This is a genomic window from Paraburkholderia jirisanensis (assembly GCF_054782355.1).
On record NZ_BAAGSQ010000029.1, the window covers coordinates 27,660 to 54,604 of the forward strand.

26 protein-coding genes and 1 tRNA gene are annotated in these 26,945 nt (G+C 63.6%); 13 read left to right on the forward strand and 14 right to left on the reverse strand.

What is annotated here, in order from left to right; genetic code table 11:
• Nucleotides 1–21 precede the first annotated feature (21 nt).
• A complete protein-coding gene (locus tag ACYVNQ_RS25850) occupies nt 22–504 on the reverse strand; it encodes a DciA family protein (protein WP_460906165.1) in 483 nt (160 codons plus the stop codon).
• 353 nt (nt 505–857) lie between these two features.
• Between ACYVNQ_RS25850 and secA the strand changes: the two genes are divergently transcribed.
• The 4 genes from secA to mutT all read left to right on the forward strand — a co-directional run bounded on the left by secA (nt 858) and on the right by mutT (nt 6,490).
• Nucleotides 858–3,677, forward strand: a complete 2,820-nt coding sequence (gene secA / locus ACYVNQ_RS25855; protein WP_460906167.1) for a preprotein translocase subunit SecA — start codon at nt 858–860, stop codon at nt 3,675–3,677.
• A gap of 186 nt (nt 3,678–3,863) precedes the next feature.
• Nucleotides 3,864–5,105 carry a bifunctional glutamate N-acetyltransferase/amino-acid acetyltransferase ArgJ gene (gene argJ, locus ACYVNQ_RS25860; RefSeq protein ID WP_460906169.1) on the forward strand — a complete coding sequence of 414 codons (1,242 nt, stop codon included), beginning with the start codon at nt 3,864–3,866 and terminating at the stop codon, nt 5,103–5,105.
• Nucleotides 5,106–5,174: 69 nt separating this feature from the next.
• On the forward strand, nt 5,175–6,044 hold the full coding sequence (locus ACYVNQ_RS25865; protein WP_460906171.1) for an ATP-binding protein: 870 nt from the start codon (nt 5,175–5,177) through the stop codon (nt 6,042–6,044).
• Nucleotides 6,041–6,490: an 8-oxo-dGTP diphosphatase MutT gene (mutT, locus tag ACYVNQ_RS25870; RefSeq protein ID WP_460906173.1), complete on the forward strand. Its 450-nt coding sequence runs from the start codon at nt 6,041–6,043 to the stop codon at nt 6,488–6,490. Before ACYVNQ_RS25865 ends, mutT begins: the two co-directional genes overlap by 4 nt.
• 152 nt (nt 6,491–6,642) lie before the next feature.
• Here the strand turns inward: mutT and ACYVNQ_RS25875 are convergent, their stop codons facing one another.
• From ACYVNQ_RS25875 to ACYVNQ_RS25915, 9 genes are all read right to left on the reverse strand, one after another.
• Nucleotides 6,643–6,843, reverse strand: coding sequence for a DNA gyrase inhibitor YacG (locus tag ACYVNQ_RS25875; RefSeq protein ID WP_460906175.1), 201 nt, complete (start codon nt 6,841–6,843; stop codon nt 6,643–6,645).
• Nucleotides 6,844–7,047: 204 nt separating this feature from the next.
• Complete coding sequence (zapD, locus tag ACYVNQ_RS25880) at nt 7,048–7,803, reverse strand: cell division protein ZapD (protein WP_460906177.1); 756 nt, start codon at nt 7,801–7,803, stop codon at nt 7,048–7,050.
• A gap of 193 nt (nt 7,804–7,996) precedes the next feature.
• Nucleotides 7,997–8,698, reverse strand: coding sequence for a dephospho-CoA kinase (coaE, locus tag ACYVNQ_RS25885; protein WP_460906179.1), 702 nt, complete (start codon nt 8,696–8,698; stop codon nt 7,997–7,999).
• 3 nt (nt 8,699–8,701) lie between these two features.
• On the reverse strand, nt 8,702–9,598 hold the full coding sequence (locus ACYVNQ_RS25890; RefSeq protein WP_460906181.1) for a prepilin peptidase: 897 nt from the start codon (nt 9,596–9,598) through the stop codon (nt 8,702–8,704).
• Nucleotides 9,599–9,668: 70 nt separating this feature from the next.
• The gene (locus tag ACYVNQ_RS25895) at nt 9,669–10,883 is read right to left on the reverse strand and encodes a type II secretion system F family protein (protein ID WP_460906183.1); all 1,215 of its coding nucleotides are present in this window, start codon (nt 10,881–10,883) and stop codon (nt 9,669–9,671) included.
• A gap of 11 nt (nt 10,884–10,894) precedes the next feature.
• On the reverse strand, nt 10,895–12,124 hold the full coding sequence (locus ACYVNQ_RS25900) for a GspE/PulE family protein (RefSeq protein ID WP_460906185.1): 1,230 nt from the start codon (nt 12,122–12,124) through the stop codon (nt 10,895–10,897).
• A gap of 247 nt (nt 12,125–12,371) precedes the next feature.
• A complete protein-coding gene (locus tag ACYVNQ_RS25905; RefSeq protein WP_460906187.1) occupies nt 12,372–13,676 on the reverse strand; it encodes an HlyC/CorC family transporter in 1,305 nt (434 codons plus the stop codon).
• A 221-nt stretch (nt 13,677–13,897) separates the two neighbouring features.
• A tRNA-Pro gene (locus ACYVNQ_RS25910) sits at nt 13,898–13,974 on the reverse strand.
• 46 nt (nt 13,975–14,020) lie between these two features.
• Complete coding sequence (locus ACYVNQ_RS25915) at nt 14,021–15,013, reverse strand: polyprenyl synthetase family protein (protein ID WP_460906189.1); 993 nt, start codon at nt 15,011–15,013, stop codon at nt 14,021–14,023.
• Nucleotides 15,014–15,242: 229 nt separating this feature from the next.
• Between ACYVNQ_RS25915 and rplU the strand changes: the two genes are divergently transcribed.
• The 4 genes from rplU (at nt 15,243) to proB (ending at nt 18,396) form a co-directional block, all read left to right on the forward strand.
• Complete coding sequence (gene rplU, locus ACYVNQ_RS25920; RefSeq protein WP_007180329.1) at nt 15,243–15,554, forward strand: 50S ribosomal protein L21; 312 nt, start codon at nt 15,243–15,245, stop codon at nt 15,552–15,554.
• A gap of 24 nt (nt 15,555–15,578) precedes the next feature.
• Nucleotides 15,579–15,842 carry a 50S ribosomal protein L27 gene (gene rpmA / locus ACYVNQ_RS25925; RefSeq protein ID WP_460906193.1) on the forward strand — a complete coding sequence of 88 codons (264 nt, stop codon included), beginning with the start codon at nt 15,579–15,581 and terminating at the stop codon, nt 15,840–15,842.
• 246 nt (nt 15,843–16,088) lie between these two features.
• Nucleotides 16,089–17,204, forward strand: a complete 1,116-nt coding sequence (gene cgtA / locus ACYVNQ_RS25930; protein ID WP_460906195.1) for an Obg family GTPase CgtA — start codon at nt 16,089–16,091, stop codon at nt 17,202–17,204.
• A gap of 73 nt (nt 17,205–17,277) precedes the next feature.
• Complete coding sequence (gene proB / locus ACYVNQ_RS25935) at nt 17,278–18,396, forward strand: glutamate 5-kinase (protein ID WP_460906197.1); 1,119 nt, start codon at nt 17,278–17,280, stop codon at nt 18,394–18,396.
• Between the two features lie 101 nt (nt 18,397–18,497).
• Here the strand turns inward: proB and ACYVNQ_RS25940 are convergent, their stop codons facing one another.
• Nucleotides 18,498–19,058: a CNP1-like family protein gene (locus ACYVNQ_RS25940; protein ID WP_460906199.1), complete on the reverse strand. Its 561-nt coding sequence runs from the start codon at nt 19,056–19,058 to the stop codon at nt 18,498–18,500.
• A gap of 94 nt (nt 19,059–19,152) precedes the next feature.
• Nucleotides 19,153–19,851, reverse strand: coding sequence for an RNA pyrophosphohydrolase (locus ACYVNQ_RS25945; RefSeq protein ID WP_460906201.1), 699 nt, complete (start codon nt 19,849–19,851; stop codon nt 19,153–19,155).
• Nucleotides 19,852–20,168: 317 nt separating this feature from the next.
• Here ACYVNQ_RS25945 and ACYVNQ_RS25950 point away from each other — a divergent pair, with 317 nt between their 5' ends.
• Together ACYVNQ_RS25950 and ACYVNQ_RS25955 are read left to right on the forward strand one after the other, a co-directional pair.
• On the forward strand, nt 20,169–21,908 hold the full coding sequence (locus tag ACYVNQ_RS25950; RefSeq protein WP_460906203.1) for a proline--tRNA ligase: 1,740 nt from the start codon (nt 20,169–20,171) through the stop codon (nt 21,906–21,908).
• An 11-nt stretch (nt 21,909–21,919) separates the two neighbouring features.
• Nucleotides 21,920–22,516 (forward strand): MarC family protein, encoded by a 597-nt coding sequence (locus ACYVNQ_RS25955; RefSeq protein WP_460906205.1) that lies wholly within the window; start codon nt 21,920–21,922, stop codon nt 22,514–22,516.
• A gap of 125 nt (nt 22,517–22,641) precedes the next feature.
• Here ACYVNQ_RS25955 and ACYVNQ_RS25960 read toward each other — a convergent pair whose 3' ends face one another.
• Nucleotides 22,642–23,193 (reverse strand): hypoxanthine-guanine phosphoribosyltransferase, encoded by a 552-nt coding sequence (locus ACYVNQ_RS25960; RefSeq protein WP_460906207.1) that lies wholly within the window; start codon nt 23,191–23,193, stop codon nt 22,642–22,644.
• A 224-nt stretch (nt 23,194–23,417) separates the two neighbouring features.
• Nucleotides 23,418–24,785, reverse strand: a complete 1,368-nt coding sequence (gene ffh, locus ACYVNQ_RS25965) for a signal recognition particle protein (RefSeq protein ID WP_460906209.1) — start codon at nt 24,783–24,785, stop codon at nt 23,418–23,420.
• A 95-nt stretch (nt 24,786–24,880) separates the two neighbouring features.
• Between ffh and ACYVNQ_RS25970 the strand changes: the two genes are divergently transcribed.
• Genes ACYVNQ_RS25970 through ampD form a run of 3 tightly spaced genes read left to right on the forward strand, consistent with a single transcriptional unit; the run spans nt 24,881 to nt 26,813 of the window.
• Nucleotides 24,881–25,867 carry a cytochrome C assembly family protein gene (locus ACYVNQ_RS25970; RefSeq protein WP_460906211.1) on the forward strand — a complete coding sequence of 329 codons (987 nt, stop codon included), beginning with the start codon at nt 24,881–24,883 and terminating at the stop codon, nt 25,865–25,867.
• Between the two features lie 8 nt (nt 25,868–25,875).
• Nucleotides 25,876–26,235, forward strand: coding sequence for a PP0621 family protein (locus ACYVNQ_RS25975; protein WP_460906213.1), 360 nt, complete (start codon nt 25,876–25,878; stop codon nt 26,233–26,235).
• Entirely contained in the window at nt 26,232–26,813 is a 582-nt protein-coding gene (gene ampD, locus ACYVNQ_RS25980) for a 1,6-anhydro-N-acetylmuramyl-L-alanine amidase AmpD (protein WP_460906215.1), read from the forward strand. The genes ACYVNQ_RS25975 and ampD overlap by 4 nt, the downstream gene beginning before the upstream one ends.
• Nucleotides 26,814–26,945: the final 132 nt, after the last annotated feature.

A 26,945-nucleotide genomic window follows, 5' to 3' on the forward strand; every position in this document is an offset into this window, starting at 1 on the left:
TCCGTGATTACTCGTGCGCGATCACTTCTTCAGATGACGCGCCGCCATGCGGGCAAGTGCGATCTGCAACGGCGAAGGCGCCAGCGACTCGCTGAGCGCCTGCAGCGTTTGCGCACCGACCCGAGTCATGCGTGCTTCCTTGACCGGCGGCGGCGGTTTGATCGACTGCGGCCGCACGCGGATTCTCAGCGATTCGACCGCCCAGCCGCGCTGCTGCAACTCGCTCAACAGGCGCGGCTCCAGATGACGCAAGCGTGCGGCGAGCGCGTTATGCGCCGCGAACAGCGCGAGCACGCCTTCCTTGATAAAGCCGGCTTCGACGCTGGTCGCCAGATAGTCGGGCAGTAATTGGGCAAGGTCGCGCTCGAGCGCGGTGATCTGCTCGACACCCGCGCGCAGCTGCGCGAACGCATCGGTACGCGCGAGCACGTCCGACAGCCGCTGCGGACGTCGCGCGTCTTTATGTGCGGAAAACGGCCTTGAAAACGACGAAGGACGGCTCATGTCTGATGATGACGGTACGCCGCAGGCCGGCGCGCCAATAAGTTTAGGGATTGTACCGTGCGCGCGTGGTGTACTGTCTGGCCGATGCGGTGCTGAATAGACCGTAGCGTGCACGTCCGGCAACACGCCTGCGCCACAGATGCCCGAACCACTATCCAACGGGCATCCGCGGGGCATCTACGAGCCGGCGCCGGCGCGGCCAATACCGTCACCGGCGCGTCGTGGGGCGCGTGCTAAAATCCACGATTCGAATTCACTCCTGGACAAGCCGCCGAGGCACTTCCAACCGGGCCAGCAGGGGCAACACCCCAGCCGCTCCGCTGCCGAAGCCGCGACGCAGAGACACCGACCCGATGAGTACCGGTTTTCTACAAAAGATTTTTGGCAGTCGCAACCAGCGCCTCGTCAAGCAATATCAAAGGACCGTCGTGTCGATCAATGCGCTCGAGCCGCAGATCGAAAAACTGACGGACGACCAGTTGCGCGCGAAAACGGATGAGTTCCGTCAACGCGTCGGCGGCGGCGAATCGCTCGACAAGCTGTTGCCGGAAGCGTTTGCCGTGTGCCGGGAGGCCAGCCGGCGCGTGCTGAAGATGCGCCACTTCGACGTCCAGCTGATCGGCGGCATGGTGCTGCACTACGGCAAGATCGCCGAAATGCGCACCGGCGAGGGCAAGACGCTGGTCGCCACGCTCGCGGCGTATCTGAATGCGTTGTCGGGCCGCGGCGTGCATGTGGTCACCGTCAACGACTATCTGGCGCAGCGCGATGCCGAATGGATGGGCCGGCTGTACAACTTCCTCGGCCTGTCGGTGGGTATCAACCTGTCGCAGATGGATCACGGCCTGAAGCAGGAGGCCTACGCGGCGGACATCACGTACGGCACGAACAACGAGTTCGGCTTCGACTATCTGCGCGACAACATGGTCTACGAGACCGAGGCGCGCGTGCAGCGGGCGCTGAACTTCTCGATCGTCGACGAAGTGGACTCGATCCTGATCGACGAAGCGCGTACGCCGCTGATCATCTCCGGCCAGGCCGAAGACCACACCGAGCTGTACGTGCGCATGAATGCGCTGCCGCCGCTGCTCGAGCGGCAGATCGGCGAGGAAAAGGCCGACGGCACCGGCGTCGAAAAGCCGGGTGATTACACCCTCGACGAAAAAGCGCGTCAGGTGTTCCTCACCGAATCGGGCCACGAAAAGGCCGAGCGTCTGCTCGCCGAGTGGGGCCTGATCGGCGAAGGCGAGAGCCTGTATGCGCCGCAAAACATCACGCTAATGCACCACGTGTACGCCGCACTGCGCGCGCACACGCTGTTCCATCGCGACCAGCACTACGTGGTGCAGAACGGCGAAGTGGTCATCGTCGACGAATTCACCGGCCGTCTGATGGCCGGCCGACGCTGGTCCGACGGCCTGCACCAGGCGGTCGAGGCAAAGGAACACGTGAAGATCCAGAGCGAAAACCAGACGCTCGCCTCGATCACGTTCCAGAACTACTTCCGCATGTACGCGAAGCTGTCCGGCATGACCGGTACGGCCGATACCGAAGCGTACGAATTCAACGAGATCTACGGCCTCGAAACGGTGGTCATCCCGACCAACCGTCCGCCGAAGCGGATCGACCGTCAGGATCAGATCTACAAGACCGCGCAGGAGCGCTACCACGCCGTGATTCGCGATATCCGCGAATGCTACGAGCGCGGGCAGCCGGTGCTGGTCGGCACGACGTCGATCGAGAACTCGGAAGTGCTGTCGCATCTGCTGAAGCAGGCAGGGCTGCCGCACGAGGTGCTCAACGCGAAGCAGCACGAACGCGAAGCAGCGATCGTCGCCGAAGCGGGGCGGCCGCAACGCATCACGATCGCGACCAACATGGCCGGCCGCGGCACCGACATCGTGCTCGGCGGCAATGCGGAGAAGCAAGCCACGTTCATCGAAGCCGATGAGTCGATCCCGGCTGACGAGCGCCAGCGCCGCATCCAGCAGCTGCACGACGAATGGCAGGCGCTGCACGACCGCGTGAAAGCCGCGGGCGGCCTGCACATTATCGGCACCGAGCGTCACGAATCGCGCCGTATCGACAACCAGCTGCGCGGCCGTGCGGGCCGTCAGGGCGATCCGGGTTCGTCGCGCTTCTTCCTGTCGCTGGAAGATCCGCTGCTGCGCATCTTCGCCGGCGACCGCGTGCGCGCGATCATGGACCGCCTGAAGATGCCGGAAGGCGAGGCGATCGAAGCGGGCATCGTCACGCGCTCGATCGAATCGGCGCAGCGCAAGGTCGAAGCGCGCAACTTCGACATCCGCAAGCAGCTGCTCGAATACGACGACGTGTCGAACGACCAGCGCAAGGTGATCTACCAGCAGCGCAACGAATTGCTCGAAGCGCACGACATCACCGAAACGATCGGCGCGATGCGGCACGGCGTGGTGTCGGACATCGTCCGCCAGTATGTGCCGGCAGGCAGCATCGAAGAGCAGTGGAGCGTGCCGGAACTCGAGGAAGTGCTGCGCAACGACTGGCAGCTCGACCTCGCGGTGCAGGAAATGATCAACGAGTCGCAGTCGATCGACGCCGACGAGATTCTCGACGCCGTCACCGCGGCTGCCGACGAAACCTACGAGTCGAAGGTCACGCAGGCGGGCCGCGAGCAGTTCAGCGGGTTCGAACGTTCGATCATGCTGCAGACGCTCGACCGCAGCTGGCGCGAACACCTCGCCGCACTCGATCACCTGCGTCAGGGCATTCACCTGCGCGGCTATGCGCAGAAGAATCCGAAGCAGGAATACAAGCGCGAGGCATTCGAACTGTTTGCCGCGATGCTCGACGCGGTGAAGCTCGAAGTCACGCGCATCGTGATGAACGTGCAGATCCAGTCGCCGGAACAGCTGGAGCAGGCGGCCGAGCAGTACGAAGAGCAGGGCAGCCATCTGGACAACGTCGAGTTCCGCCACGCGGACTATTCGGACTCGAACGCGGCCACGGCGGTTGCCGCGGCGCCGGTCGCCGCCGACGCTGCCGCTGCGATGATCGGCAACGCGATGAGCCAGAGCGCACATCCGGCTGGCGCCGGAGCGCCGGCCGACGCGGTGCCGAAGGTCGGCCGCAACGACCCGTGCCCGTGCGGTAGCGGCAAGAAATACAAGCAGTGCCACGGCAAGATCGCCTGACGGTCGCCCCACGGCGGGCGGCGCGCTTCAGGCGCGCCGCGCCGTTTATGCGGTCTTGATGCCGCATACGATAGTGTTCATGCAGGTCTGCAGGTGAATTCGCGGCAATCCGGCGCCCCGCCGGGTTGCCAGTTATGATCCCAATGCCGGCGCCCGCCGGCATTTCAGCTTCGACAGGTCGCCACCATGGCTGTCAATTTCCCTTCGATCGAACCCGCTCAACTCCATCCCGTTCCCGGCGTGACGCTCGGCTGGGCCGAGGCGCATATCCGCAAGCCCAACCGCAAGGACGTGCTCGTGATTTCCGTCGACGAAGGCGCGACGGTGGCCGGCGTATTCACGTTGAACCGCTTTTGCGCGGCGCCCGTGACCGTGTGCCGCGAGCATCTCGAGCGTGTGCGGGCCGGCGGTAAAGGCATTCGCGCGCTGGTCGTGAATACCGGTAACGCGAACGCGGGCACCGGCGAGCCGGGCCTCGCGCATGCGCGTGAGACCTGCGTCGAGCTCGCCCGACTGATCGGCATCGCGCCGGAGCAGGTGCTGCCGTTTTCGACCGGCGTGATTCTGGAGCCGTTGCCGGTCGAGCGCCTGAAGGCGGGCTTGCCTGCTGCGCTCGAAAACCGTCAGGCCGCGCATTGGTACGACGCCGCGCAGGCGATCATGACCACCGACACGCTGCCGAAAGCCGTGTCGCGCCAGGTGTCGATCGACGGCCACACGGTCACGTTGTCCGGCATCAGCAAGGGCGCCGGCATGATCAAGCCGAACATGGCGACGATGCTCGGTTTCCTCGCGTTCGACGCGACGCTCGCCCAGCCGGTGCTCGACGCGCTCGTCAAACATGTCGCGGACCGTTCGTTCAACTGCATCACGATCGACGGCGATACGTCGACCAACGACTCGTTCATCCTGATCGCATCGGGCAAGTCGAGCCTGCCGGCGATCACGTCGACCGATTCCCCCGCTTACGCCGCACTGCGCGACGCGGTAACCGAGGTCGCGCAGAGCCTCGCGCAACTGATCGTGCGCGACGGCGAAGGAGCGACTAAGTTCATGACGGTGCAGGTGGAAGGCGGCACCAGCGTCGCCGAGTGTCGCCAGATCGCGTATGCGATCGGCCACTCGCCGCTGGTGAAGACTGCGTTCTACGCGTCCGATCCGAACCTCGGCCGCATTCTCGCGGCGATCGGTTATGCGGGCGTGAACGACCTCGACGTCGACAAGATCGACCTGTACCTCGACGACGTGCTGGTCGCGAAGGCGGGCGGCCGCAACCCCGAGTATCGCGAGGAAGACGGCCAGCGCGTGATGAAGCAAAGCGAGATCGGCATTCGCGTGCTGCTAGGCCGCGGCGACGCGCAGGCGACGATCTGGACCTGCGATCTGTCGCACGATTACGTCAGCATCAACGCCGATTACCGTTCCTGATCGGCGGTTGATTGTTTCGCAAGCGGCCGGCGCATGGCGCCGGCCTTCGATTCGTATTTGATGGTCGCCATGGATAAACTCGAACAGTTTTTGACTCGCGCCGAAGCGGTGCTGGTCCGCCTCGAAGCAATGTTGCCTCCCGCCGCACCGGACATCGACTGGTCCGCCGCAGTCGCGTTCCGCTGGCGCAAACGGCAGGGGCGCGGCTTCCTGCAGCCGGTGCCGTCGATCTCGTCGATCGCACTCGACGACCTGCAGAACATCGAACGGCAGAAGTCGCTGATCGAACAGAACACACGCCAGTTCGTGCTGGAAAAGCCGGCCAACAACGTGCTGCTGACCGGCGCGCGCGGCACCGGCAAGTCGTCGCTGATCAAGGCGTGCCTGAACGCGTATGCGAAAGACGGCCTGCGCCTGATCGAAGTCGACAAGGACGATCTGCACGACCTCGGCGATATCGTCGATCTGATCGCGGGGCGGCCAGAACGCTTTATCGTGTTTTGCGACGATCTCTCGTTCGAAGATGGCGAGTCGGGCTACAAGGCGCTGAAGGTTGCGCTCGACGGCTCGGTGGCGGCGCAATCGGACAACGTGCTGATTTATGCGACGTCGAACCGCCGCCATCTGTTACCCGAGTACATGAGCGACAACGAGTCGTACAAGCACACCTCCGATGGCGAGATCCATCCGGGCGAAGTGGTCGAAGAGAAGATCTCGCTGTCCGAGCGCTTCGGGCTGTGGGTCAGCTTCTATCCGTTCAAGCAGGACGATTACCTCGCGATCGTTGCGCACTGGCTGCAGCATTTCGGCTGCGATGCAGCGGGTGTCGAAGCGGCGCGCGGCGATGCGCTGGTGTGGGCGCTTGAACGTGGCTCGCGCTCGGGACGCGTTGCGTGGCAATTCGCGCGCGACTGGTCGGGTCGGCGGACGCCGGCATGAGTGCCGGCGCTGGCGACGCGAGCTCGGGTGTTGGCGCTGGCGCGCAGACGGCGCGCCCGGTTACCGAAGTCGCGGTTGGGGTGCTGGTGCAGCCCGATGGCCGATATCTGCTCGCGCAACGGCCGGCGGGCAAGCCCTACGAAGGCTATTGGGAGTTTCCGGGCGGCAAGCTCGAGCCGGGTGAGACGGTCGAAGCGGCGCTCGTGCGCGAGTTGCATGAGGAACTCGGTATCGACGTCGAGGCGTGCCATCGGTGGCACACGCTCGAGCATGACTATCCGCACGCCTATGTGCGGCTCTACTTCTGCAAGGTGACCGCGTGGAGCGGAGAACCGCATGGGCGCGAAGGTCAGGCCTTCGTCTGGCAGACGTTGCCGGCGGATGTCGAGCCTTTGTTGCCGGCGACGATTCCTGTGTTGGAGTGGCTGGCCGCGGAGGCTGGGTAGGCTGGCTCGATGAGCCAGCCAGGTGCATCGGCGAAGTGCGTCGGCTAAGTGAGTGCACGCTCGCGGTCGGCGTGCGCGTTGCGGCCGGTGTTGGCTCTTCGGTGAGGTTTTGCGCTGCGCTTTAGCTTTGGGCTTTTGCTTTGGCTTTCGCTTCAATGCGACGGCGGTGCGCCTTGGTCAGGCGCGTCATCAGCAGGCGGCTCATCATCGGTGCCGCCGATCCGATACTTCTCGGCGGCCCATGCGCCAAGATCGATTTGCCTGCAGCGCTCCGAACAGAACGGACGGAAACGGCTTTCAGGCACCCAACGGACATCCTTGCCGCAGGTCGGGCATTTGACAACGGGGCTCATTCTGACAATAGCGGTCTTGGTTGAACGGGACGAGCGTCCAATCTGGGGACGTTTGCGTTAGCTTAAAGCAGGTCGGCGGTAATTTGCTCGATGTGCGCTGGCGATCGCGTCATTCGGTATCTGTCTGTCACACTTCGCCGCGCGTTCTTATCGACTTGTTGATCCGGCGACGTGGTTGACTGACGACAGCGCTGGCGGTGACGCTCACAGGCTGCACAGCGTGAGCTGGAACGGTACGTCGACATCCACCGAGCGCGGCCGCAGGTCGCCATCCTGCACGGTGAAGCGCACCCACAGCATATATTTGTTGGCGCTTGCTTCCGGTATGACGCGCAATTCCGGTACCACACGCACTTGCATCAGCTGATAGGTGCGGCCGGACAGCATCTGCTGATAACTGCCCTGCATTGCCATCACCTTCGACGCCTGCCCGGATTCGCGTGCGAGGCGCAACACGATGGCCGCGGCATCGCGCAGCGGCAGCAACGGCGTTACCCACTTCGCGATGTCATGGCGACGCTGGTCCGGATGGGTTTGCTGCCATGCGTAGTACGACGGAAGATCGAACCTGCAGGTGCCACCCGGAATGATTGCGCGGCTGCGAATGCTCGACAGCCATTCGTTGTCGGCCAGATGTTGACCGGTCTTGCCCTGCATTTGCGCGAGGCCAGCAAGCGTTTGCTCGATCTCGCCAAGCACCGCTTCGAGCGCATTCTGTTCGATACCGGGATTGCCGCGGAACGGCGCCAGAGTTTGACGCTGCCGCTCGAGTTCCTTCATCAGATCCGATTTCAAATCTGCGCGGCCAGCGACCTCGGAGATTTCGAACAGCGTGATAAGCGCAACGTGGTGTTCCCGCGGATCTTCCTGAGTCAAAAAGAACGTGAAACGCTCGAACAGATCTTCGAGGCGCAGCAGCGTCCGGATTCGCTCGTTGAAGGGATACTCGTAAAGAATCAAGCGGACTCGCCTCGCGCGTGGTCGGTGACGGGATTGCAGGACATTCTAATGCCGTGACTTACCCCTGGCAATGAAACACTGATTCCGTCCCGTTCGCAATGGTTTCGCTTTGGTTACTGCAAGATCGCGGCGCACTACCTTCATTTTGCACTGTCGATCGGCACTTTTGATGCGTATGGCGGCGACGTGCGCATCAATGACCTGCATATGACAGATATTGACGGTGCAGCTCGGCGATGCGGGCTTCGAGCGTATGGGGGGCGTGAGCTGTGTTGGTGGGGGTGGTGGCTGCGGCTGCGTTGGCGGCGTCGGGTGCGTCGGCGCCAGCACCAGCACCAGCACCAGCACCAGCCACCCCAGTACTGGAGTCGTTGACGATCACGTCGTCCGCGGCCGCGAGGCGCGCCTCACGCGTGGCCTGGCGCGCGATGATCGCGAGCACCTGCGCGCGGTTGAACGCGTTACGGCGCATCACGCGCTCGATCTGCGTGTCGACGCTGCAATCGACGACAAGCACCCGATCGACGCGCTTCTTCCATATGCCCGATTCAATCAGCAACGGTACGACGACGATCACGTACGGGCCTGCGGCTTGCTGCCACTCGCGCTCGGTCTCAGTGCGAATTAACGGATGGGTGATCGCTTCGAGACGGCGGCGTGCAGTCTCGTCGCTGAACACGAGTTCACGCATGCGGGGCCGATCGAGCGAGCCGTCGGCGGCAACGAACGACGCGCCGAATTCGCGCGCAATGGCCGGCATCGCGACGCCATGCGCCGCCGTGATGCGATGCGCGATCGCATCCGTGTCGACGATCGGCACGCCGTGCGCCGCGAAGCGGTCCGCGACAAACGACTTGCCGCTGCCGATTCCGCCTGTCAATCCAACAGCAAACATGCATCAGCCTCCGATCGCCATATACAGCGGGGTGCCGAGAAACAGCGTGAGCGCGCCGCCGGCCGCGAGAAACGGGCCGAACGGCAGTGGCTCTTCGAAGCGCATGCGGCCACGCCACGTCGCCAAGAGCCCGATCACCGCGCCCGCCACGGCGGCAATCAGGATGATTTGCGGCAGCGCGGCCCAGCCGAGCCATGCTCCCAGTGCGGCGAGCAGCTTGAAATCGCCGTATCCCATTCCTTCGACGCCGCGCACCAGCTTGAACACCCAGTGCACGCACCACAGCGCCAGATAACCGGCGATGGCACCGAGCACCGCGTCGTGCAGCGTGGCGAACAGGTTGCCGAAGTTGACGATGAGACCGCACCACAACAGCGGCAGCGTCAACGAGTCGGGCAGCAGATGCGTGTCGATGTCGATTGCGCTCATCGCGATCAGGCTTGCGCAAAGTCCGAATGCGGCGAGTGCGGTGATGCCCGGGCCGAACACGATCAACGATACCGCTGCGCAGCCGGCGCTGGCGATTTCGATTAGCGGGTAACGCAGGCTTACTCGCGCTTTGCATTGTGAACAGCGACCGCGCAGCATCAGATAGCTGAATACCGGCACGTTTTCCCATGCATGCAGCACATGGCCGCAATGCGGGCATGCGCTACGCGGCAGCCACAGGTTGTAGCGCGCTGGCAGGCCGTCGTCCTCGAACGGCTGGCCGGTGGCGTCGGTCACTTCTTCGCGCCATGCGCGTTCGAGCATGATCGGCAGCCGGTGCGCGACGACATTCAGAAAGCTGCCGACCACCAGCCCGAATGCCACCGCGAACGCGATCTGTGCGGCGAACGGCAAAAGGCCAAACGTCGCGCCGACGTTGGCGACGAGATTGCCGAGCAATTCGGGCGGCATGTTGAAAAGGTGATCCGACACGGGGCTGTAGGCGGCCTGCATGATAAATGGGGTGGGTTCGGCTGCGATGCTACACCACGTTGCCGAGTTGAATGATGGGAAGATACATCGCAATCACGAGGCCGCCGACGAGCAACCCGAGCACGATGATCACCAGCGGTTCGCACAGGCTCGCGAGCGCGCCGATCTTTTCGTCAACCTGACGATCGCATAGCGACGCGATGTCGAGCAGCATCGTATCGAGCGTGCCGGATTCTTCCGCAACCGCGACCGGCTGCACGACCTCGGTGGGGAAGCAGCGCGCCGCCTGCATCGAGGCGGCGAGCCGCTCGCCGTGCTGCAGGCGTGCGGCAATCCCGCCGGTGGCCTGATCGAAGTACGCGTTGCCCGTGGCACGCGTGAGCGACTGGAACGCGTCGGCGAGCGGAGTGCCGGCAGACAGCAGGGTGCCCAGGGCACGGCTCCAGCGCGCGGCGCAAAGCGATGTCAGCAGCGCTCCGATGATCGGCATGGCGAGCGTGGTTCTCGCGCACCACAGGCGGGCAGCAGCCGATACACGCAGCAGCCTGCCGAAGCCGGCTGTCGCCAGTACGCCGATCGCGCCAAGCGCGAGGCCCCACTTCGACAGCGATGCGGACAGCGCCAGCACCATGCGCGTGGGTGCCGGCAACGCCGCGCCGAAGCCGTCGAAAATCTGCTTGAAGGTCGGCACGACCCAGACCAGCAGCGCTGCGGTGATTGCTGTGGCTAGCAGCAGAATCGCAAACGGATAGGTCAGCGCGGCACGCACTTTCGCGCGTTGCGCGGCGGCGCGTTCGCGGTCGTCCGCAATGCGCGCGAGCACCTGGTCGAGCGAGCCCGACGCCTCGCCAACCGCGACGAGCTGGCAGTACATCGCACCGAAGTAGTCGGTGCGATCGCGCAGCGTCTGCGAGAAGCTTGCTCCCGAGGTGATGTCGCGCGCCAACGCACCGATGATGCGGGCCATACCGTCGCGCCGCTTCGACGCGGGTGCTTGTGCGAGTAATTCCAGTGATTGCGCAAGCGGCAGGCCGGCGCGCAGCAGGCTCGCCAGCTGGCGCGTGAAGCGCGTGACTTCGGCTGGACTTGCGTTGGGGCGAGGGGCCGGTCCGCGCGCGGTCAGCTCGATAATGAAAAGGCCGTCGCGGCGGATCTTCGCACGCGCTACCGCGAAGTTCGGTGCAATCACCGAACCGCTGCGCTGAATGCCGTCCGCCTCGATGCCGCGCCACCTGAAGCGCTGCTCCTGCAATGTATTTCTCATGGCGCCGCCCGTCAGTGAATTTCGATTGCGGACAACGCTTCGGCGAGACTCGTGGTGCCGTCGAGCACACGTGCAAGCGCCGCTTCGCGTAATGCGCCGACGGCTTCGGCACGAGCTTGCTTCGCGAGTGCCTGAGTGCTGGCGCGCGCGACGATCAGCTCGCGCATCGTTTCCGAGATCGGCATCACCTGATGGACGCCGACGCGCCCACGGTAGCCGATGCCGTGGCATGCGCTGCACCCGACAGGCACATAAAGGTGCGACGTGTCGATCTGAGCATCGGTGACGCCCGCTGCGCGCAAGGCCGCGGCGGCCTGCTGCGCGGGTTCGCGACAATGCGCGCATAGCTTGCGCACGAGCCGTTGCGCGCTCACCATGCGCAGCGCAGCCGCCAGATTGTGCGGCTCGACGCCGATGTCGATCAGGCGCGCGATGGCGGCCGGCGCGTCGTTCGTGTGCAGCGTCGACAACACCAGGTGGCCGGTCTGCGCGGCCTTGACGGCAACGTCGGCGGTTTCCTCGTCGCGGATTTCGCCAACCATGATGACGTCCGGATCCTGGCGCAGGAACGCGCGCAGCGCGACAGCGAAAGTCAGGCCTGCTTTCTCACGTACGCTGACCTGATTGATGCCGGCGAGCTGGATTTCCGCTGGATCCTCGACCGAGCAAAGATTCAGCGACGCGGAGTTCAGCATTTGCAAGAAGCAATACAGCGATTGCGTCTTGCCGCTTCCGGTCGGGCCCGTGACCAGCACGAGCCCGTGCGGCGCGCGGATCGCCTGCTCGACCGTGTCACGCTGGCCAGGCGCGAGGCCGAGCGATTCGAGCGTCAGGTTTGCCGGCAACGCATCGAGCCGCCGCAGCACAAGCTTCTCACCGTACAGCGTAGGCAGCGAGCTCACGCGATAGTCGACGCTGCGCCCGGCGCCGGCCGCAATGCGCAGCCGCCCGTCTTGCGGGATGCGGCGTTCGGCGATGTCCATGCGCGCGAGCACTTTTACGCGCGTGATGAACGCGTCGCGCAAATGCGCCGGTGGCTTCGTCGCTTCGTGCAGCACACCGTCGATACGCAGGCGGATTCGCCAGCCTTGCTCTTGCGGCTCGATATGCAGGTCGGACGCATCGCGGCGAGCCGCTTCCTGCAGCGTCTCGGTGAGCAAGCGCACAGCTGGCGCGCCGGTGGCGTCATCCTGAGTGCCGGCTCCGGTTTGTGCTGCACTGGTGAACGAAAGCGCACGCATCGGACCCTGCAGCGGTTCGACACCGGGTACGGATGCATGAAGTGGCGCGTGAGCAGCCGCGCCGCTCGCGTTCGAGGGCGCAGCCAACGGCGAAGCGAATGAAGAGGGATGAGTCATCGGATACCGGCCATGAGCCGCCTGTGCAACAAGACGTCACATGATCCGGGATGGCGGTCGCTCCCGCCATTCAGCCATTCGGCCAGGTGTGCGCCGCAGCCGATTCGAGTAGGATGCCTGGCGTGCTTCGTCAGCTGTGCAGCAGCCGGGTGGACTTGGCGCCCGGTTTCGGCCCCGGGCGGAACAGCTTGACGGTTCTGATCGCCTGGTCGTCGCTGCGCATCACCTCGAGCTTTACACCGGCGATCTGCACGCACACATCGCCTTCGGGAATCTCTTCGAGAATTTCGAGGATCAGGCCGTTCAGCGTCTTCGGGCCGTCGGTCGGCAGGCGCAGTTGCAGCCAGCGGTTCAGTTCGCGCAGCGGCATGCTGCCCGCCACGATGCACTCGCCGGCTTCATCCCAGCCGCCGCGCGAGTTCGCGCTACGCGGCACGGAGGTGGTGAACTCGCCGATCAGCTCTTCGATGATGTCTTCCGGCGTGACGAGCCCTTGCAACTCGCCATATTCGTTGACGACGAGGGCGGTGCGGTGGCGGCTTTCCTGAAAGTATTGCAGTTGCTGAAAGACCGGCGTGCCGGTCGGCACGAAGTAAGGCTCCGCGAGCAGTTCGCGCAGGGTTTCGCGTTCCAGCTCCTGGTTGTGCAGCGCGGACAGCGTCTTGCGTACGTGCAGCACGCCGAGCACGCGGTCGATGTCGCCCTGATAGACGATCAGCTTGTTGTGATAGCAGGTTTCCAGCTGGTGCAGGATCTGGTCGAACGGCGCGTCGAAGTCGAGCGCCTCGATGCGCCGGCGAGGGATCATCACATCGTCGACCGAGATGTTCTCGAGGTCGAACAGGTTCAGCAGGATGCTGCGGTGCTTGGTCGGCATGAAGCTGCCCGATTCGAGCACGATGGTGCGCAGCTCTTCGGTCGACAGGCGCTGGTCGCGCGCGCCGCCCGTGTTGATGTGCAGCAGGCGCAAGAAGCCGTTGGCGAACAGGTTGACGAACCAGATCAACGGCTTCGCAATGCGCATCATTGGCGCGATCAGCAGGCTCGCCGGCAGCGCGATCTTTTCGGGATAAGTTGCGCCGACGATCTTCGGTGCAATCTCGGCGAACACGATAATCAGAAACGCGACGATGCCGGTCGCGACCGACAGCACGAGGTTATTGCTGCCGAACGTGTGCAGCGCGATCGACGTGGTCAGCACCGGAATGATCGTGTTGAACAGGTTGTTGCCGATCAGGATCACGCTGAGCAACTGATCGGTGCGCGATAGAAGCCCTTGAGTCGTCTTTGCTCCGAGCACGCCTTTGTTGGACAGGTGCTTCAGCCGATGGCGGTTGAGCGCCATCATCGCCGTTTCGGAAATCGAAAAGAAGCTCGAGCAGATCAGAAGCACAACGACGGCGCCTACCTGCGCCCATAAGGGAAGGTGTTCCACGCGTGTGAGGTAAAAGGGGAGGGGATGGGGAGAATATAGCAGAGGGTCCGGATTGCTCCCGTCGTGCTGCCGTCGGCCGCGGTATCGGAGCGGCCGGGGATGCTGACGAAGCAAGGATGCGGGCAAAGAAAAGGTACCGGCCTGATGCGGGCGAAAAGTGCGCAGGCAAAAAGTACAGGCGAAAAAAAACCGCGCTACGTTGCGCGGTTTCTTCAAAAATCTGGTCGGGGTGAGAGGATTCGAACCTCCGGCCTCTACGTCCCGAACGTAGCGCTCTACCAGGCTAAGCTACACCCCGATTTTGGTATTACAACTTCTGGACTCTTCCGCCAATTTAGTCTTGTTTAAGACTGCCTCGTCGTCGAGTAAGAACATAATTCTAGCAGGCTTTCTTTGTAAATGGAATCAGGAAACGAAGAAATTGCCGCTGCGGCCGCCTGCGCTTCCTGCTTTGCACATTGCAGCGTGTGATCCAGCGCACCGGAACGGGTGATCGCTTCGAAAATTGTTTCGAAACGATCGGTGCCACCCTGTTCGATTGCTTCGCGCGCAAGCGCCGCCTGCTCCGGCGTGCCGCGCTCGATCAGATAAATGAGCGGAAGAGTCGGTTTGCCCTCGCGCAGATCGTCGCCGGCGTTTTTGCCCATCGATTCAGCCGTGCCGGTGTAGTCGAGCCAGTCGTCCATGATCTGGAACGACGTGCCGATGCGCCGCCCGAATTCGGCTGCGTCCGCTTCGATCTGCGGGTTCGAGCCTGACAGCACGGCGCCCAGTTGTGCGGCAGCTTCGAAGAGCTTGGCCGTCTTGTAGCGGATCACCTGCATGTAGCGCGCTTCGTCGACGTCCGCGTCGTGCATGTTCAGCAGTTGCAACACTTCGCCTTCGGAGATGATGTTGGTCGCCTCCGAAAGAATTTCCATCACGCGCATCTTGCCGACGCCGACCATCATCTGGAACGACCGCGAGTACAGGAAATCGCCTACCAGCACGCTCGCGGCATTGCCGAACAGCGCGTTGGCTGTCTGGCGGCCGCGCCGCAGGTCCGACTCGTCGACTACGTCGTCGTGCAGCAGCGTGGCGGTGTGAATGAATTCGATGACCGCCGCGAGTTCGTGGCGCTGACCCGTCTTTTCCCCCAGTGCGCCCGCCACGAGCAGCAGCAGCGCGGGGCGCAGACGCTTGCCCCCGGCGCTGATGATGTACTCGGAAATCTGGTTGATCAGCATCACCTCGGACGCCAGACGTTGCCGGATGACACGGTTGACCTGCTGCATGTCTTCGGCAATGGGTGCGAGCAGGTTGGCGGCGTTCGGGGCGGAGGTGGCGGTCGACGACATGGCGGCAATAAGGGGTAGTGCGGCGGATTATAAGGCGAATCGGGCCGTTTCCGCGCCGACCACCCCCGAAACCGGGCCCGTATTGGCCATCTGGACGATGTTTCGCGGGGATTTGGGCGCTGCCTGGCGAGTTTGTCGCAGGGTTTTGACCGAGCTGCTAACTCTATGTATAATCACGGGTTTCCGCGCGTGGTGCGCAGGAAAAATGAAATCCAGAGTGAGGTTCTCAATGTACGCGGTCATAAAAACCGGCGGCAAGCAGTATAAGGTTGCTGTCGGCGAAAAACTTAAAGTAGAACAGATACCGGCAGACATTGACGCAGAAATCACGCTCGACCAGGTTCTCGCAGTGGGCGAAGGCGAATCGATTAAGTTCGGTACGCCGCTGGTCAGTGGGGCTTCCGTCAAGGCTACTGTTGTGTCGCAAGGTCGGCACGCCAAAGTGACCATCTTCAAGATGCGTCGCCGGAAGCACTACCAAAAGCATGGCGGCCATCGCCAGAACTATACCGAGCTGCGCATCGACGCGATCAACGCGTAAGCGCATCGAGCAAGGAGCAATCAAATGGCACACAAAAAGGCAGGCGGCTCTTCCCGGAATGGCCGCGACTCCGAATCGAAACGACTCGGCGTCAAGGTTTACGGCGGCCAGGCGATCCTCGCGGGCGGCATCATCGTTCGCCAGCGCGGTACGCGTCTGCACCCGGGCCTGAACGTCGGCATCGGCAAGGACCACACGCTGTTCGCGCTGACTGACGGCCACGTCCAGTTCGCCACCAAGGGCGCAGCCAGAAAGCACACGGTCAACGTCGTCCCGGCAGCAGCCTGAAATTAATCAGGCACGGGCTTCAGGACCGGAACAAAGGCCCCGCGAAGTTAGCGGGGCCTTTTTTATTGGCCGCTTATTGGCCGCTCATTGACCGAATGTCGGCCGCTTTCCGGCAAGGCATTGGCAGTCATCGCTGAGCGCGCGTTGGCCGCGGCCGCAACTGGCCAATCGGCAGATTGTTGAAGGCGTACGCCGCGCGGCAGAATAGCGGCAGTACGCATTGGATTACACGGGACGGAGTAACGCATGAAGTTCATTGACGAAGCGAAGATCGAAGTCATCGCCGGCGACGGGGGGGATGGCAGCGCGTCGATGCGCCGCGAGAAATTCGTCCCGTTTGGCGGCCCGGACGGCGGAGATGGTGGCCGCGGAGGCAGCGTCCTCGCAATCGCCGATCGCAATATCAACACGCTGATCGACTACCGCTATTCGAAAAAGCATCAGGCCCGCAATGGCGAAAACGGGCGCGGCGCCGACTGCTATGGCAAAGGCGGCGACGACATCACGTTGCGCGTGCCGGTGGGCACGATCATTACGGATCTGGACACCGGCGAACTGATCGCCGACCTGACCGAACACAACCAGGAGGTGCTGGTCGCGAAGGGCGGTGCAGGCGGCCTTGGCAATCTGCATTTCAAGTCGAGTACGAACCGGGCGCCGCGTCAGAAAACCGACGGCAAGCCGGGCGAACGGCGCATGCTGCGCCTCGAGCTGAAGGTGCTCGCGGATGTCGGGCTGCTCGGTATGCCGAACGCGGGCAAGTCGACGTTCATATCGTCCGTGTCGAACGCGAGGCCGAAAATCGCCGACTACCCGTTCACGACGCTGGCGCCGAATCTTGGCGTGGTGCGTGTCGGGCCGAGCCGCAGTTTCGTTATCGCGGATATCCCGGGGCTGATCGAGGGTGCCGCGGAAGGTGCGGGCCTTGGGCACCAGTTTTTGCGGCATTTGCAGCGCACGGGCCTGTTGCTGCACATCGTCGATCTCGCACCGTTCGACGAAGCCGTCGACCCGGTGGTCGAAGCCAAGGCGATCGTCAACGAACTGCGCAAGTACGACGAACTCCTGCACGCAAAAACGCGTTGGCTGGTGCTGAACAAGCTGGATATGGTCCCGGAAGATGAGCGCGAAGAGCGTGTCGCAGCCTTTCTGAAAGGCTTCGAATGGGACGGCCCGGTTTTCCAGATTTCGGCGCTGACCGGTCAAGGCTGCGAAAACCTGTGCTACGCGATCTACGACTATCTTGCCGAGCACTCGGATGCGCAGCGCGCGGCCGAAGCGGAAGATCTGGCTGCCGACGTCAGATTCCGCGACGAAGCCGACGGCACCGCGAGCGGCGCCTCGTCCGCGCCGCAAGGCTAACGCCGAACACCAAGGCTGGCGCGCCCGGAACCGGGTGCGTCAGTCTCCCGCATTTCCTTGGAGACCGCGCACAATGCGTTCCGTCATCGCAGATTCCAGGCGATTGGTAGTGAAAGTCGGCTCGAGCCTCGTCACCAACGACGGGCGCGGTCTCGACCATGCGGCGATCGGCCGCTGGGCTGCGCAAATCGCCGCGCTGCGCGAACAGGGCAAGGAGGTCGTGCTTGTCAGTTCCGGGGCAATTGCCGAAGGCATGCAGCGTCTGGGCTGGACCAAACGGCCGCGCGTGATCGACGAACTGCAGGCGGCTGCTGCGGTCGGGCAGATGGGGCTTGCGCAAGTATATGAAAGCCGCTTCGCCGAGCATTCGATCCGCACCGCGCAAATTCTGCTCACGCATGCGGATCTCGCCGACCGCGAACGCTATCTGAATGCGCGTTCGACCTTGTTGACGCTGCTACGTCTTGGCGTCGTGCCGATCATCAACGAGAACGACACCGTGGTCACCGACGAGATCAAGTTCGGCGACAACGATACGCTGGGTGCGCTGGTTGCGAATCTGATCGAGGGCGATGCGCTCATCATTCTGACCGATCAGCAGGGCCTCTACACCGCGGACCCGCGCAAGGACGCCAATGCGACACTGGTTCGCGAGGCCGACGCGGGCGCGCCGGAGCTGGAAGCAATGGCGGGCGGCGCGGGCTCGAGCATCGGCCGCGGCGGCATGTTGACCAAGATCCTTGCTGCGAAGCGCGCCGCGCACAGCGGCGCGGATACCGTGATTGCGAGCGGACGCGAAGCGGACGTACTCACGCGGCTCGCATCGGGTGAAGCGATCGGTACGCAACTGATCGCGCGCACGGCGCGCATGACAGCGCGCAAACAATGGATGGCCGACCATCTGCAGGTGCGCGGGCACGTCGTAATCGACGACGGCGCGGTAGAGAAGCTCACGTCGGGCGGCAAGAGTCTGCTGCCGATTGGTGTTGTCGGTGTGCAGGGCGCGTTTGCGCGCGGCGAAGTCATCGCTTGTGTGAGTGCCGCGGGGCGCGAAGTCGCGCGCGGTTTGACGAACTACAGCAGCGCGGAGGCGAAACTGATCCAGCGCCGTTCAAGCACCGACATCGAATCCGTACTCGGCTATATGCTCGAACCGGAACTGATCCATCGCGATAATCTGGTGCTCGTCTAGTCGCCGCACCCGCGTGTGCGACGGAGCATGCGTCAACCGCTTCCGGCACTGCGCCTGCCTTGCAGGGGGCACACACAGTGCACTGGAAAACAAGATGGCGCTCAACGATTCATCGCGCCCGCTACCCGTTTATAACGAATGTTGTTGACGATCGTATCCGCCGTCCCGGTAGGCAGGCGGTTCGCGCAAAAGTAATCCTGATACAGCGAAGCGCGATACGCATTCAAGTTGCCGTTCTCGATGCGCGACCAGTCGTTCTCGACGCCGCGATCCCACCCGTCGTGCTCCGAGTTGAGACTCGCATACAGCCGCCACGTGTAGTTGTCGCAGCGAATCCCTTCGTAGTTCACGTTGCGTGCACCGCTCGGGCTGGTGATCACGACGCTGTAGCGCACCACACCATCCGATCCAACCGCAATCGACTTCGCGTCAACAAGGAAATTGAGCTGCGTGTTCTGCGAAACCTCGAACGGCAGCAGATCACCCGCGTCAGGCAGTGGCGGCAGTTTGTCGACCTTGTTCTCCGTCCAGTTGGTTGGCATGTCCAGCAGATAGCGGAAGTCGGCATCCTTGTTGGGTTCCGGCTGCTTGCCGGTGCTGGAGCAGCCGGCCAGTAGGGCGCCTGCGGCAACGCACGCCGCGGCGAGAGCAAACACTTTCAAATTGGTTTCCCCGAAACGGAAACGCCGGTGCGGGTGCATGCGCACCGCACCGGCAGAAGCGGCGCGCAGCGCCGCACATGTCTGGTACCGGAGTTTAGTCGTGCAAACCCGGCCCGCGCACGATAGCATCTTCGGCCGGCGCGCAGTCAGAACCGACCGACACATGCAGTGTCGCTTCGACGGTTACCGTCGTCACGCTCACCACCGTCGCCGCCGAGGCGACACCGTTGCCCGACGAGCGAGGCTGGACATTCACCGACGACGCCATCCGCGGATAGCGCTGCCCATGATGCCCGCCTGGTCTTTCCGTACGCGGCTCAGCACGGCGCAGGAAACGGGAGAGCTCCGTCAGCGCCATCTGATAAACATCCCGCTTGAACTCGATCACACAGTCGAGCGGCACCCAGTACTCGTTCCAGCGCCACGCATCGAACTCGGGGTGATCGGTGGCGCGCAAACAGATGTCGCAATCGCGCCCGACCATCCGGAGCAGGAACCAGATCTGCTTCTGGCCGCGGTAATGGCCGCGTACTTCACGCTTGATGAACTTGTCCGGCACCTCGTAGCGCAACCAGTCGCGCGTGCGACCGACTACCTTGACGTGCTCGGGAAGCAGCCCGGTTTCTTCGTGTAACTCCCGATACATCGCTTGCACGGGGGTCTCGCCGTACTTGATGCCCCCTTGCGGAAACTGCCAGGAATGTTCACGGAGCCGCTTACCCCAAAACACCTCGTTGTGCGCGTTCAAGAGGATGATGCCGACGTTCGGGCGAAAGCCTTCACGATCCAGCATACAACCACCTTCGAATCCTTTAAAATTGCTTTGATTATAAACAGATAACGGACCCGACGCACCCGCTTGGCATCATCCGGCGCAATTTGCATTGGTGCGGTGCACCTGAAGCGGGCAGATCCGGTTCCAGCGTAACTGGTCAGTTTGTGCACGGCTTGCGGGCAGTTTGGGTCGCGCAAGCACCGCTGGATCCACGCATCGTCCACGTCCTTTCGGCCTATATCGAACGCGGAATTGGCGAACGCGTCCGCAAATGCTACCGTTTCATCTCTTTGGGCGGCCCAGACCGGGTGCCGCCGCTTTTGGAAAACTTCTGAATGAAAGCCTCCCGTTTCTTTATCGGCACGCTGAAGGAAGCGCCTGCCGACGCCGAAATCGTCAGTCACAAGCTCATGGTGCGCGCGGGCATGATCCGTCGCGTTGCAGGGGGCATCTATAACTATCTGCCAGTCGGCCTGCGCTCGATCCGCAAGGTCGAGGCCATCGTGCGCGAAGAAATGAACCGGGCAGGCGCAATCGAATTGCTGATGCCGTCGGTGCAGCCGGCCGAGCTGTGGCAGGAATCGGGGCGTTGGGTCAAGTACGGCCCGGAGCTGCTGCGCTTCAAGGATCGCAAGCAAAGCGACTTCGTGCTCGGGCCGACGCACGAAGAGGTCGTTACCGATATCGCGCGCAACCAGATCAAGAGCTACCGGCAGATGCCGGTGAACTTCTATCAGGTGCAGACGAAGTTTCGCGATGAAATCCGTCCGCGTTTCGGCGTGATGCGTGGCCGCGAGTTCATCATGAAAGACGCGTACTCGTTCGACAAGGACATGGACGGCCTGCGAGAGTCGTACCGGAAGATGTACGACGCGTACGTGCGCATCTTCACGCGTCTCGGCCTCGAGTTCCGCGCGGTGGCGGCCGATAACGGCTCGATCGGCGGCAGCGGCTCGCACGAATTCCACGTGATCGCCGATACGGGCGAGGACGCGATCGCCTATTGCCCGACTTCCGATTTCGCGGCCAACGTCGAAGCCGCCGACGCATTACCGCTGATCGCACAGCGCGCTGCCCCCACCGAGGCACTGCAAAAAACCGCGACGCCGGGCAAGGCGAAGTGCGAGGCGGTTGCCGAACTCCTGAACATCCCGCTCGAACGCACAATCAAGTCGATCGTGCTCGCTACGGAAAATGAAGGCGCTCCCCCGACCATCTGGCTGCTGATGCTGCGCGGCGACCACGACCTGAACGAGATCAAGGCAAGCAAGCTGCCGGGCCTCGCCGACTTCCGTTTCGCAACTGAAGCGGAGATCGTCGAATGGTTCGGCACGCCGCCGGGCTACCTTGGGCCGTTGAACACGAAGAAGCCGGTGAAGGTGGTCGCGGACAGCACGGTCGCGAACATGAGCGACTTCGTGGTCGGCTCGAACGAGGTCGACTATCACACGACCGGCGTGAACTGGGGCCGCGATCTGCCGGAGCCGGTTGTCGCCGATATCCGCAATGTGAAGAAGGGCGATCCGTCGCCGGACGGCAAGGGCGTGCTCGACATCTGCCGCGGTATCGAAGTGGGCCACGTGTTCCAGCTGGGCGACCGTTATTCGGTTGCGATGAACGCCACCTACCTCGACGAGTCCGGCAAGCCGAAGCCGATGATCATGGGGTGCTACGGCATCGGCGTCACGCGCATTCTGGGCGCGGCGATCGAACAGAATTTCGACGACAAGGGCATCATCTGGCCGGAATCGATCGCGCCGTTCCAGGTCGTGCTGTGCCCGATGGCTTACGATCGCAGCGAAGCCGTGCGCGAGCAGGCCGACAAGCTGTACGAGGAACTGCTGGCAGCCGGCATCGACGTGATTCTCGACGATCGTGGCGAGCGCCCCGGCGTGATGTTCGCCGACTGGGAACTGATCGGCGTGCCGCATCGCCTCGTGATCGGCGAGCGTGGCCTGAAAGACGGCAAGATCGAATATCAGGGGCGCCGCGATGCTGAACCGACACTGCTGCCGGTTGCGGACGCCGCGCAGCATGTCGTCGACAAGATCAAGGCCGCGCTTGCACAACACTAAGCGGAGCGGGCGTGGAGTATAACTTCGTGTCCGCGACGATCCTGCTGATTCTGATCACGGATCCGCTCGGCAACATCCCGCTCTTCATTAGCGTTCTGAGGGGCGTGACGCCGCATCGTCGCGCGATTGTGATCTTGCGTGAAGTAGCGATCGCTTTCGGCATCCTGCTCACGTTTATGCTGGCCGGCGATCGCTTCCTGCGCATGATGAGCCTGACCGATCTGTCGCTGCGTATCGGCGGCGGGATCGTGCTGTTCCTGATTGCGCTACGCATGATCTTCCCGCATCCGGACGGCTTGACCGGCGCCCAGCGCGGCGGCGAACCGCTGATCGTGCCGCTCGCGATTCCCGCGCTGGCGGGGCCGTCGGCGCTGGCGACGGTGATGCTGCTGACGTCTCAGGCGCCCGGCAAGATGCTCGAATGGATCGGTGCGCTGACCGTGACGATGGTGGTCTGCGCGATCGTGCTGGTGATGGCGGAGCGAATCCAGCAATGGCTCGGCGTGGCCGCCGTTACCGCATTCGAGCGGCTGATGGGGCTCGTGCTGGTAGCCATTTCAGTGGAAATGATGCTGGGCGGGATTCGCACTTTCGTCCATCAACTCTGACGGGCGGGCCCCGCCGTTGCGGCGGGGCATCGCGATAGGCCCTTGCGGTGGGCGTTGAAGCGGGGCTCTTAAAGTAGGCCCTTGCATGCGGGCACCGTTACGCTCTCTACCCCTGCGACTCGCCCCTACGCGCCGTCAGTCAACGCGCGGATCGTCGGCAAGTTACGCCAATACCCCTTCGCATCCATCCCGCAACCAAACACATAGCGGTCCGGCACCTCGACGCCGCAGAAGTCCGGCCGCAGCGGCTTCGACTTCGCGATGATCTTCTCGCACAGCACCGCGCTAGCGAAACGTTTGGCACCCATTGCCACGATACGATCGCGAATCGCGGCCATCGTCTCGCCTTCGTCGAGGATGTCGTCGAGCACCAGCACCGCGCGGTCCTTCACCGATTCAGCCGGTGCGACGCGCCATTGCATATCGTGGCTGCCGTGTGTGGTGTTGCGATAGCGGGTCAGGTGGATGTAATCGAACTCGAGCGGGAAGTCGAGATGCGGCAGCAGCATGCCGGTGAACACCGCGGCGCCGCCCATTACGGAAAGCACCAGTGGAAACTCACCGTTCATCTCGGCGCGGATCTCACCGGCCATCCGCGCGATCGACGCATCGACTTGCGCAGCCGAAACGATTTCTTCGGAGTGGCTGAAAATATGCAGGGCTTCTTCGCGATTCATGACGTTCGGCGGGCGGTAACTGTAAACGTAGTTTGAAAGACAACGGCAGCGGGCGCTACAGCATAAACCCGGCAATAACCGCCGTGTGTACCGCGTTGTGTGCCGCGAGGCGGCGCGCAGCATCGAAACAGCCGCGGCCCGGCCAGTTGCTGCGGCCAAAGCAGCGGCGCGCACTGCGCTCGCGCATGCGGAAGGCGTGCCGGCGTTCCGGCACGCGCACCCAGTCAGCGCATACCCGGCAGCATCCCCTTCATGCCGCGCATCATCTTTTGCAGATTGCCGCCCTTCAGCTTTTTCATCATCGTGCGCATCTGGTCGTACTGATTGAGCATGCGGTTCACTTCCTGAACCTGCACGCCTGCGCCCGCCGCGATACGGCGCTTGCGGGTCGCCTTGATCAGATCAGGCTTTGCGCGTTCCTGCGGGGTCATCGAGTTGATGATGCCTTCCATGCGGCGCATCTGCTTTTCGGCCTGGCCCATGTCCGCGCCCGCCGCAGCCTGCTGGAACTGCGCGGGCAGCTTGTCCATCAGCGACGACAGGCCGCCCATGTTTTTCATCTGCGACAGCTGCGCGCGGAAGTCGTTGAGGTCGAAGTCGCCGCCCTTCTTGACCTTGTCGGCGAGCTTCTGCGCCTCTTTGACATCGACGCCGCGCTGCGCCTCTTCGACCAGCGCGAGAATGTCGCCCATGCCGAGGATCCGGTTCGCCATGCGGTCCGGATAAAAGATCTCGAGGCCGTCGAGCTTTTCCGCGACGCCGACGAACTTGATCGGCTTGCCGGTCACATGCCGCACCGACAGCGCCGCACCGCCGCGTGAGTCGCCGTCGAGCTTGGTCAGCACGACGCCGGTGAGCGGCAGCGCGTCGTTGAACGCCTTCGCCGTGTTCACCGCGTCCTGGCCGAGCATCGCATCGACGACGAACAGCGTTTCCGCCGGATTGAGCGTGCTGTGCAGCGCGGTGATCTCCTGCATCATCGCTTCGTCGATACCGAGCCGGCCGGCCGTATCGACGATCAGCACGTCGTGGTAGTGGCGCTTCGCCCAGTCGACCGCGGCACGCGCGATCTCCACGGGCTTCTGATCGGGTTCGGACGGGAAGAAGTCGGCGCCGACCTGCTCGGTCACCGTCTTCAACTGCGCGATAGCGGCGGGGCGGTACACGTCGCACGACACGGTCAGTACTTTCTTCTTGTACTTTTCGCGCAGCAGCTTGGCGAGCTTGCCCACCGTGGTGGTTTTACCGGCGCCTTGCAAGCCGGCCATCAGGATCACCGCGGGCGGCGTGACGGCGAGATTCAGCTCGACGGCCTTGCCTTCGTAATCGCCGCCGATCACCGCGGTCAGCTCGCGCTGGACTACCGCGACCAGCGCCTGGCCTGGCGACAGGCTGCTCAGCACTTCTTCGCCGAGCGCCTTTTCCTTCACCTTCGCGATAAATTCGCGCACGACCGGCAGCGCCACGTCGGCTTCGAGGAGCGCGAGGCGAACTTCGCGTAGCATCTCCTGCGTATTGGCTTCGGTGAGCCGGGCTTCGCCGCGCAGCGTCTTGACGACGCGCGCCATCCGTTGAGTGAGATTGTCGAGCATGGGGAGCGATGAGCAGTGCGGCCCAGCTCGCTTGGAATGCGCGCAACGCGCATAAGCTGGCGTCGCGGCCGAGGGGCCTAGTGTAAACTTCGAACATGGACATTGTACTGTATGCCTTGACTGCTCTCCTGTACGGCGGACTCGCCGTCGCGGGCTGGCGCTCGCATCGGCAGTCGGCGTTGCGGCCGGCCCCCGGGAGCATGCCGCCCGTAGCCGCGGGTGGGCGCATCAGCGGCGGCATGAGCGGCAATCTGCAGGCAACGCTCGACGCCGTGCCGCTGCGCGCGGACGCGCGCAGCGCGGCGCCCGGCATGTCGCTGCCGGCGCGGCTGCTGCTGCTGCTCGCGCTGCTGCTGCACGGCTTGCTGCTGCACACCACGATCTTCCCGCACGACGCGATGGTGTTCGGCTTTGCGTTCGCGCTGTCCGCGATGTTCTGGCTTGGCGCCGGCATCTACTGGATCGAGAGCTTCTTCTTCCCGCTCGATGGTTTGCGTCTGCTGCTGCTGCCGCTCGCGTGCGTCGCGTCGCTGCTGCCGCTCGCGTTCGGCGGCGTGCATGTGTTGTCTTACGCGGCCGCGCCGCTGTTCAAGCTGCACTTCCTGATCGCGAACGTCGCGTACGGGCTGTTCGCGATCGCTGCGTTGCACGCGGTGCTGATGCTGCTGGTCGAGCGCCGCCTGCACGCGATGCGCGGCCGCGGCGGCGCGTTGCAGCGGCACAATGCAGCCAGCGACGGCTGGCTGTCGAGCTGGCTCGACGCGCTACCGCCGTTGCTGACGCTCGAGAAGCTGCTGTTCCGGCTGATCAGTGCGGGCTTTGTGCTGCTCACACTGACGCTGATTTCCGGCATGCTGTTCAACGAGCAACTGATGGACCGCGCGCTGAAGCTCGATCACAAGACCGTGTTCGCGATCCTGTCGTGGCTGATGTTCGGCGCGCTGCTCACGGCGCGCAAGGTGTCCGGCTGGCGCGGCCGTGCAGCGCTGCGCTGGGTGCTCGCGGCGTTCGTCGCATTATTGCTGGCCTATATCGGCAGCCGTTTCGTCTTCCAGGTGCTGTTGCACCGTCCCGTCGTCTGAGTGTCCCCATGCGGCAAATTCTTTTACTGGTTCTGTTATTCGTGGTCGGCCAATGGCTCGTCAAGGCGCTGCGTCGCGCGGATGCGCGCACCGCGCAGCGTCCGGATGCGGCCGGCAATGCGCGTCAAACGTCCGGTGCGCCGGGCGCCGGACGCGCACCCGGCAGTGCACCCAACGGCGCGCCTGGCGGCGCGCGTGGCGCGGCGCCGCGCCTGCTCGCCGAACCGATGATCCGCTGCGCCGAGTGCGGCGTGCATGCGCCGCAAAGCGATTCGGTGTCGTCGGGCGGCGAAGTGTTCTGTTGTAGCGACCACGCGCAGCGCTACGCGGCGCGCGTCGCGCAGGCCCGAGGTCGCGACGGTCGATGAAGCAGCACCGCTTCACGGTCGGCGCTCACGGCTGGGTCTCAGCCGCGCGCAAACTGCCGTCGCCGAACTTCGAAGCGCGCCCGGCGGGCGCGGTGCCGACCTTGCTGGTCGTGCACAACATCAGCCTGCCGCCGGGTGAATTCGGCGGCGCGGCAATTGCCGAGCTGTTCCTGAACCGTCTCGACTGCGATGCGCACCCGTACTACGACGCGCATCTGCGCGGCGTGCGCGTGTCCGCGCACTTCGTGATTCGCCGCGACGGCACGCTCGAGCAGTTCGTATCGTGCGACGAGCGCGCATGGCATGCGGGCGCGTCGAACTTCTTCGGCCGCGAGCGCTGCAACGACTTCTCGATCGGTATCGAACTGGAAGGCAGCGACTCGAGCGCATTCGAAGCCGCGCAATACGACACGTTGAGCGCACTCGCACAGGCGCTCGCTGCTCGCTATCCGATCGACGCACTCGCCGGTCACTCCGATCTCGCACCTGGCCGCAAGACCGATCCGGGTCCGCATTTCGACTGGGCTCGCCTGCAGCGCGAAACTTCATTTCCAGCTCAGTATTTCCCCTATCTGTAGCTTGCCGCAACGCTCGACGCAGCAACCACGCGGCTGCTTGCCGATCGCGCAAAGCACCAGCCGGCTTGCTTCTTGGCGCAATGCCAGCGCGCAAGCGACCAGGCGAAAAGTCAACCCGGGCAGGCCAAATAA

What these genes read in the sequence shown, in the direction of transcription:
- ACYVNQ_RS25850 (WP_460906165.1), bottom strand. Translation starts at nt 504, where the DNA reads ATGAGCCGTCCTTCGTCGTTTTCAAGGCCGTTTTCCGCACATAAAGAC.
- secA (WP_460906167.1), top strand. Translation starts at nt 858, where the DNA reads ATGAGTACCGGTTTTCTACAAAAGATTTTTGGCAGTCGCAACCAGCGC.
- argJ (WP_460906169.1), top strand. Translation starts at nt 3,864, where the DNA reads ATGGCTGTCAATTTCCCTTCGATCGAACCCGCTCAACTCCATCCCGTT.
- ACYVNQ_RS25865 (WP_460906171.1), top strand. Translation starts at nt 5,175, where the DNA reads ATGGATAAACTCGAACAGTTTTTGACTCGCGCCGAAGCGGTGCTGGTC.
- mutT (WP_460906173.1), top strand. Translation starts at nt 6,041, where the DNA reads ATGAGTGCCGGCGCTGGCGACGCGAGCTCGGGTGTTGGCGCTGGCGCG.
- ACYVNQ_RS25875 (WP_460906175.1), bottom strand. Translation starts at nt 6,843, where the DNA reads ATGAGCCCCGTTGTCAAATGCCCGACCTGCGGCAAGGATGTCCGTTGG.
- coaE (WP_460906179.1), bottom strand. Translation starts at nt 8,698, where the DNA reads ATGTTTGCTGTTGGATTGACAGGCGGAATCGGCAGCGGCAAGTCGTTT.
- ACYVNQ_RS25890 (WP_460906181.1), bottom strand. Translation starts at nt 9,598, where the DNA reads ATGCCGCCCGAATTGCTCGGCAATCTCGTCGCCAACGTCGGCGCGACG.
- ACYVNQ_RS25895 (WP_460906183.1), bottom strand. Translation starts at nt 10,883, where the DNA reads ATGAGAAATACATTGCAGGAGCAGCGCTTCAGGTGGCGCGGCATCGAG.
- ACYVNQ_RS25900 (WP_460906185.1), bottom strand. Translation starts at nt 12,124, where the DNA reads ATGCGTGCGCTTTCGTTCACCAGTGCAGCACAAACCGGAGCCGGCACT.
- ACYVNQ_RS25915 (WP_460906189.1), bottom strand. Translation starts at nt 15,013, where the DNA reads ATGTCGTCGACCGCCACCTCCGCCCCGAACGCCGCCAACCTGCTCGCA.
- rplU (WP_007180329.1), top strand. Translation starts at nt 15,243, where the DNA reads ATGTACGCGGTCATAAAAACCGGCGGCAAGCAGTATAAGGTTGCTGTC.
- rpmA (WP_460906193.1), top strand. Translation starts at nt 15,579, where the DNA reads ATGGCACACAAAAAGGCAGGCGGCTCTTCCCGGAATGGCCGCGACTCC.
- cgtA (WP_460906195.1), top strand. Translation starts at nt 16,089, where the DNA reads ATGAAGTTCATTGACGAAGCGAAGATCGAAGTCATCGCCGGCGACGGG.
- proB (WP_460906197.1), top strand. Translation starts at nt 17,278, where the DNA reads ATGCGTTCCGTCATCGCAGATTCCAGGCGATTGGTAGTGAAAGTCGGC.
- ACYVNQ_RS25945 (WP_460906201.1), bottom strand. Translation starts at nt 19,851, where the DNA reads ATGCTGGATCGTGAAGGCTTTCGCCCGAACGTCGGCATCATCCTCTTG.
- ACYVNQ_RS25950 (WP_460906203.1), top strand. Translation starts at nt 20,169, where the DNA reads ATGAAAGCCTCCCGTTTCTTTATCGGCACGCTGAAGGAAGCGCCTGCC.
- ACYVNQ_RS25960 (WP_460906207.1), bottom strand. Translation starts at nt 23,193, where the DNA reads ATGAATCGCGAAGAAGCCCTGCATATTTTCAGCCACTCCGAAGAAATC.
- ffh (WP_460906209.1), bottom strand. Translation starts at nt 24,785, where the DNA reads ATGCTCGACAATCTCACTCAACGGATGGCGCGCGTCGTCAAGACGCTG.
- ACYVNQ_RS25970 (WP_460906211.1), top strand. Translation starts at nt 24,881, where the DNA reads ATGGACATTGTACTGTATGCCTTGACTGCTCTCCTGTACGGCGGACTC.
- ACYVNQ_RS25975 (WP_460906213.1), top strand. Translation starts at nt 25,876, where the DNA reads ATGCGGCAAATTCTTTTACTGGTTCTGTTATTCGTGGTCGGCCAATGG.
- ampD (WP_460906215.1), top strand. Translation starts at nt 26,232, where the DNA reads ATGAAGCAGCACCGCTTCACGGTCGGCGCTCACGGCTGGGTCTCAGCC.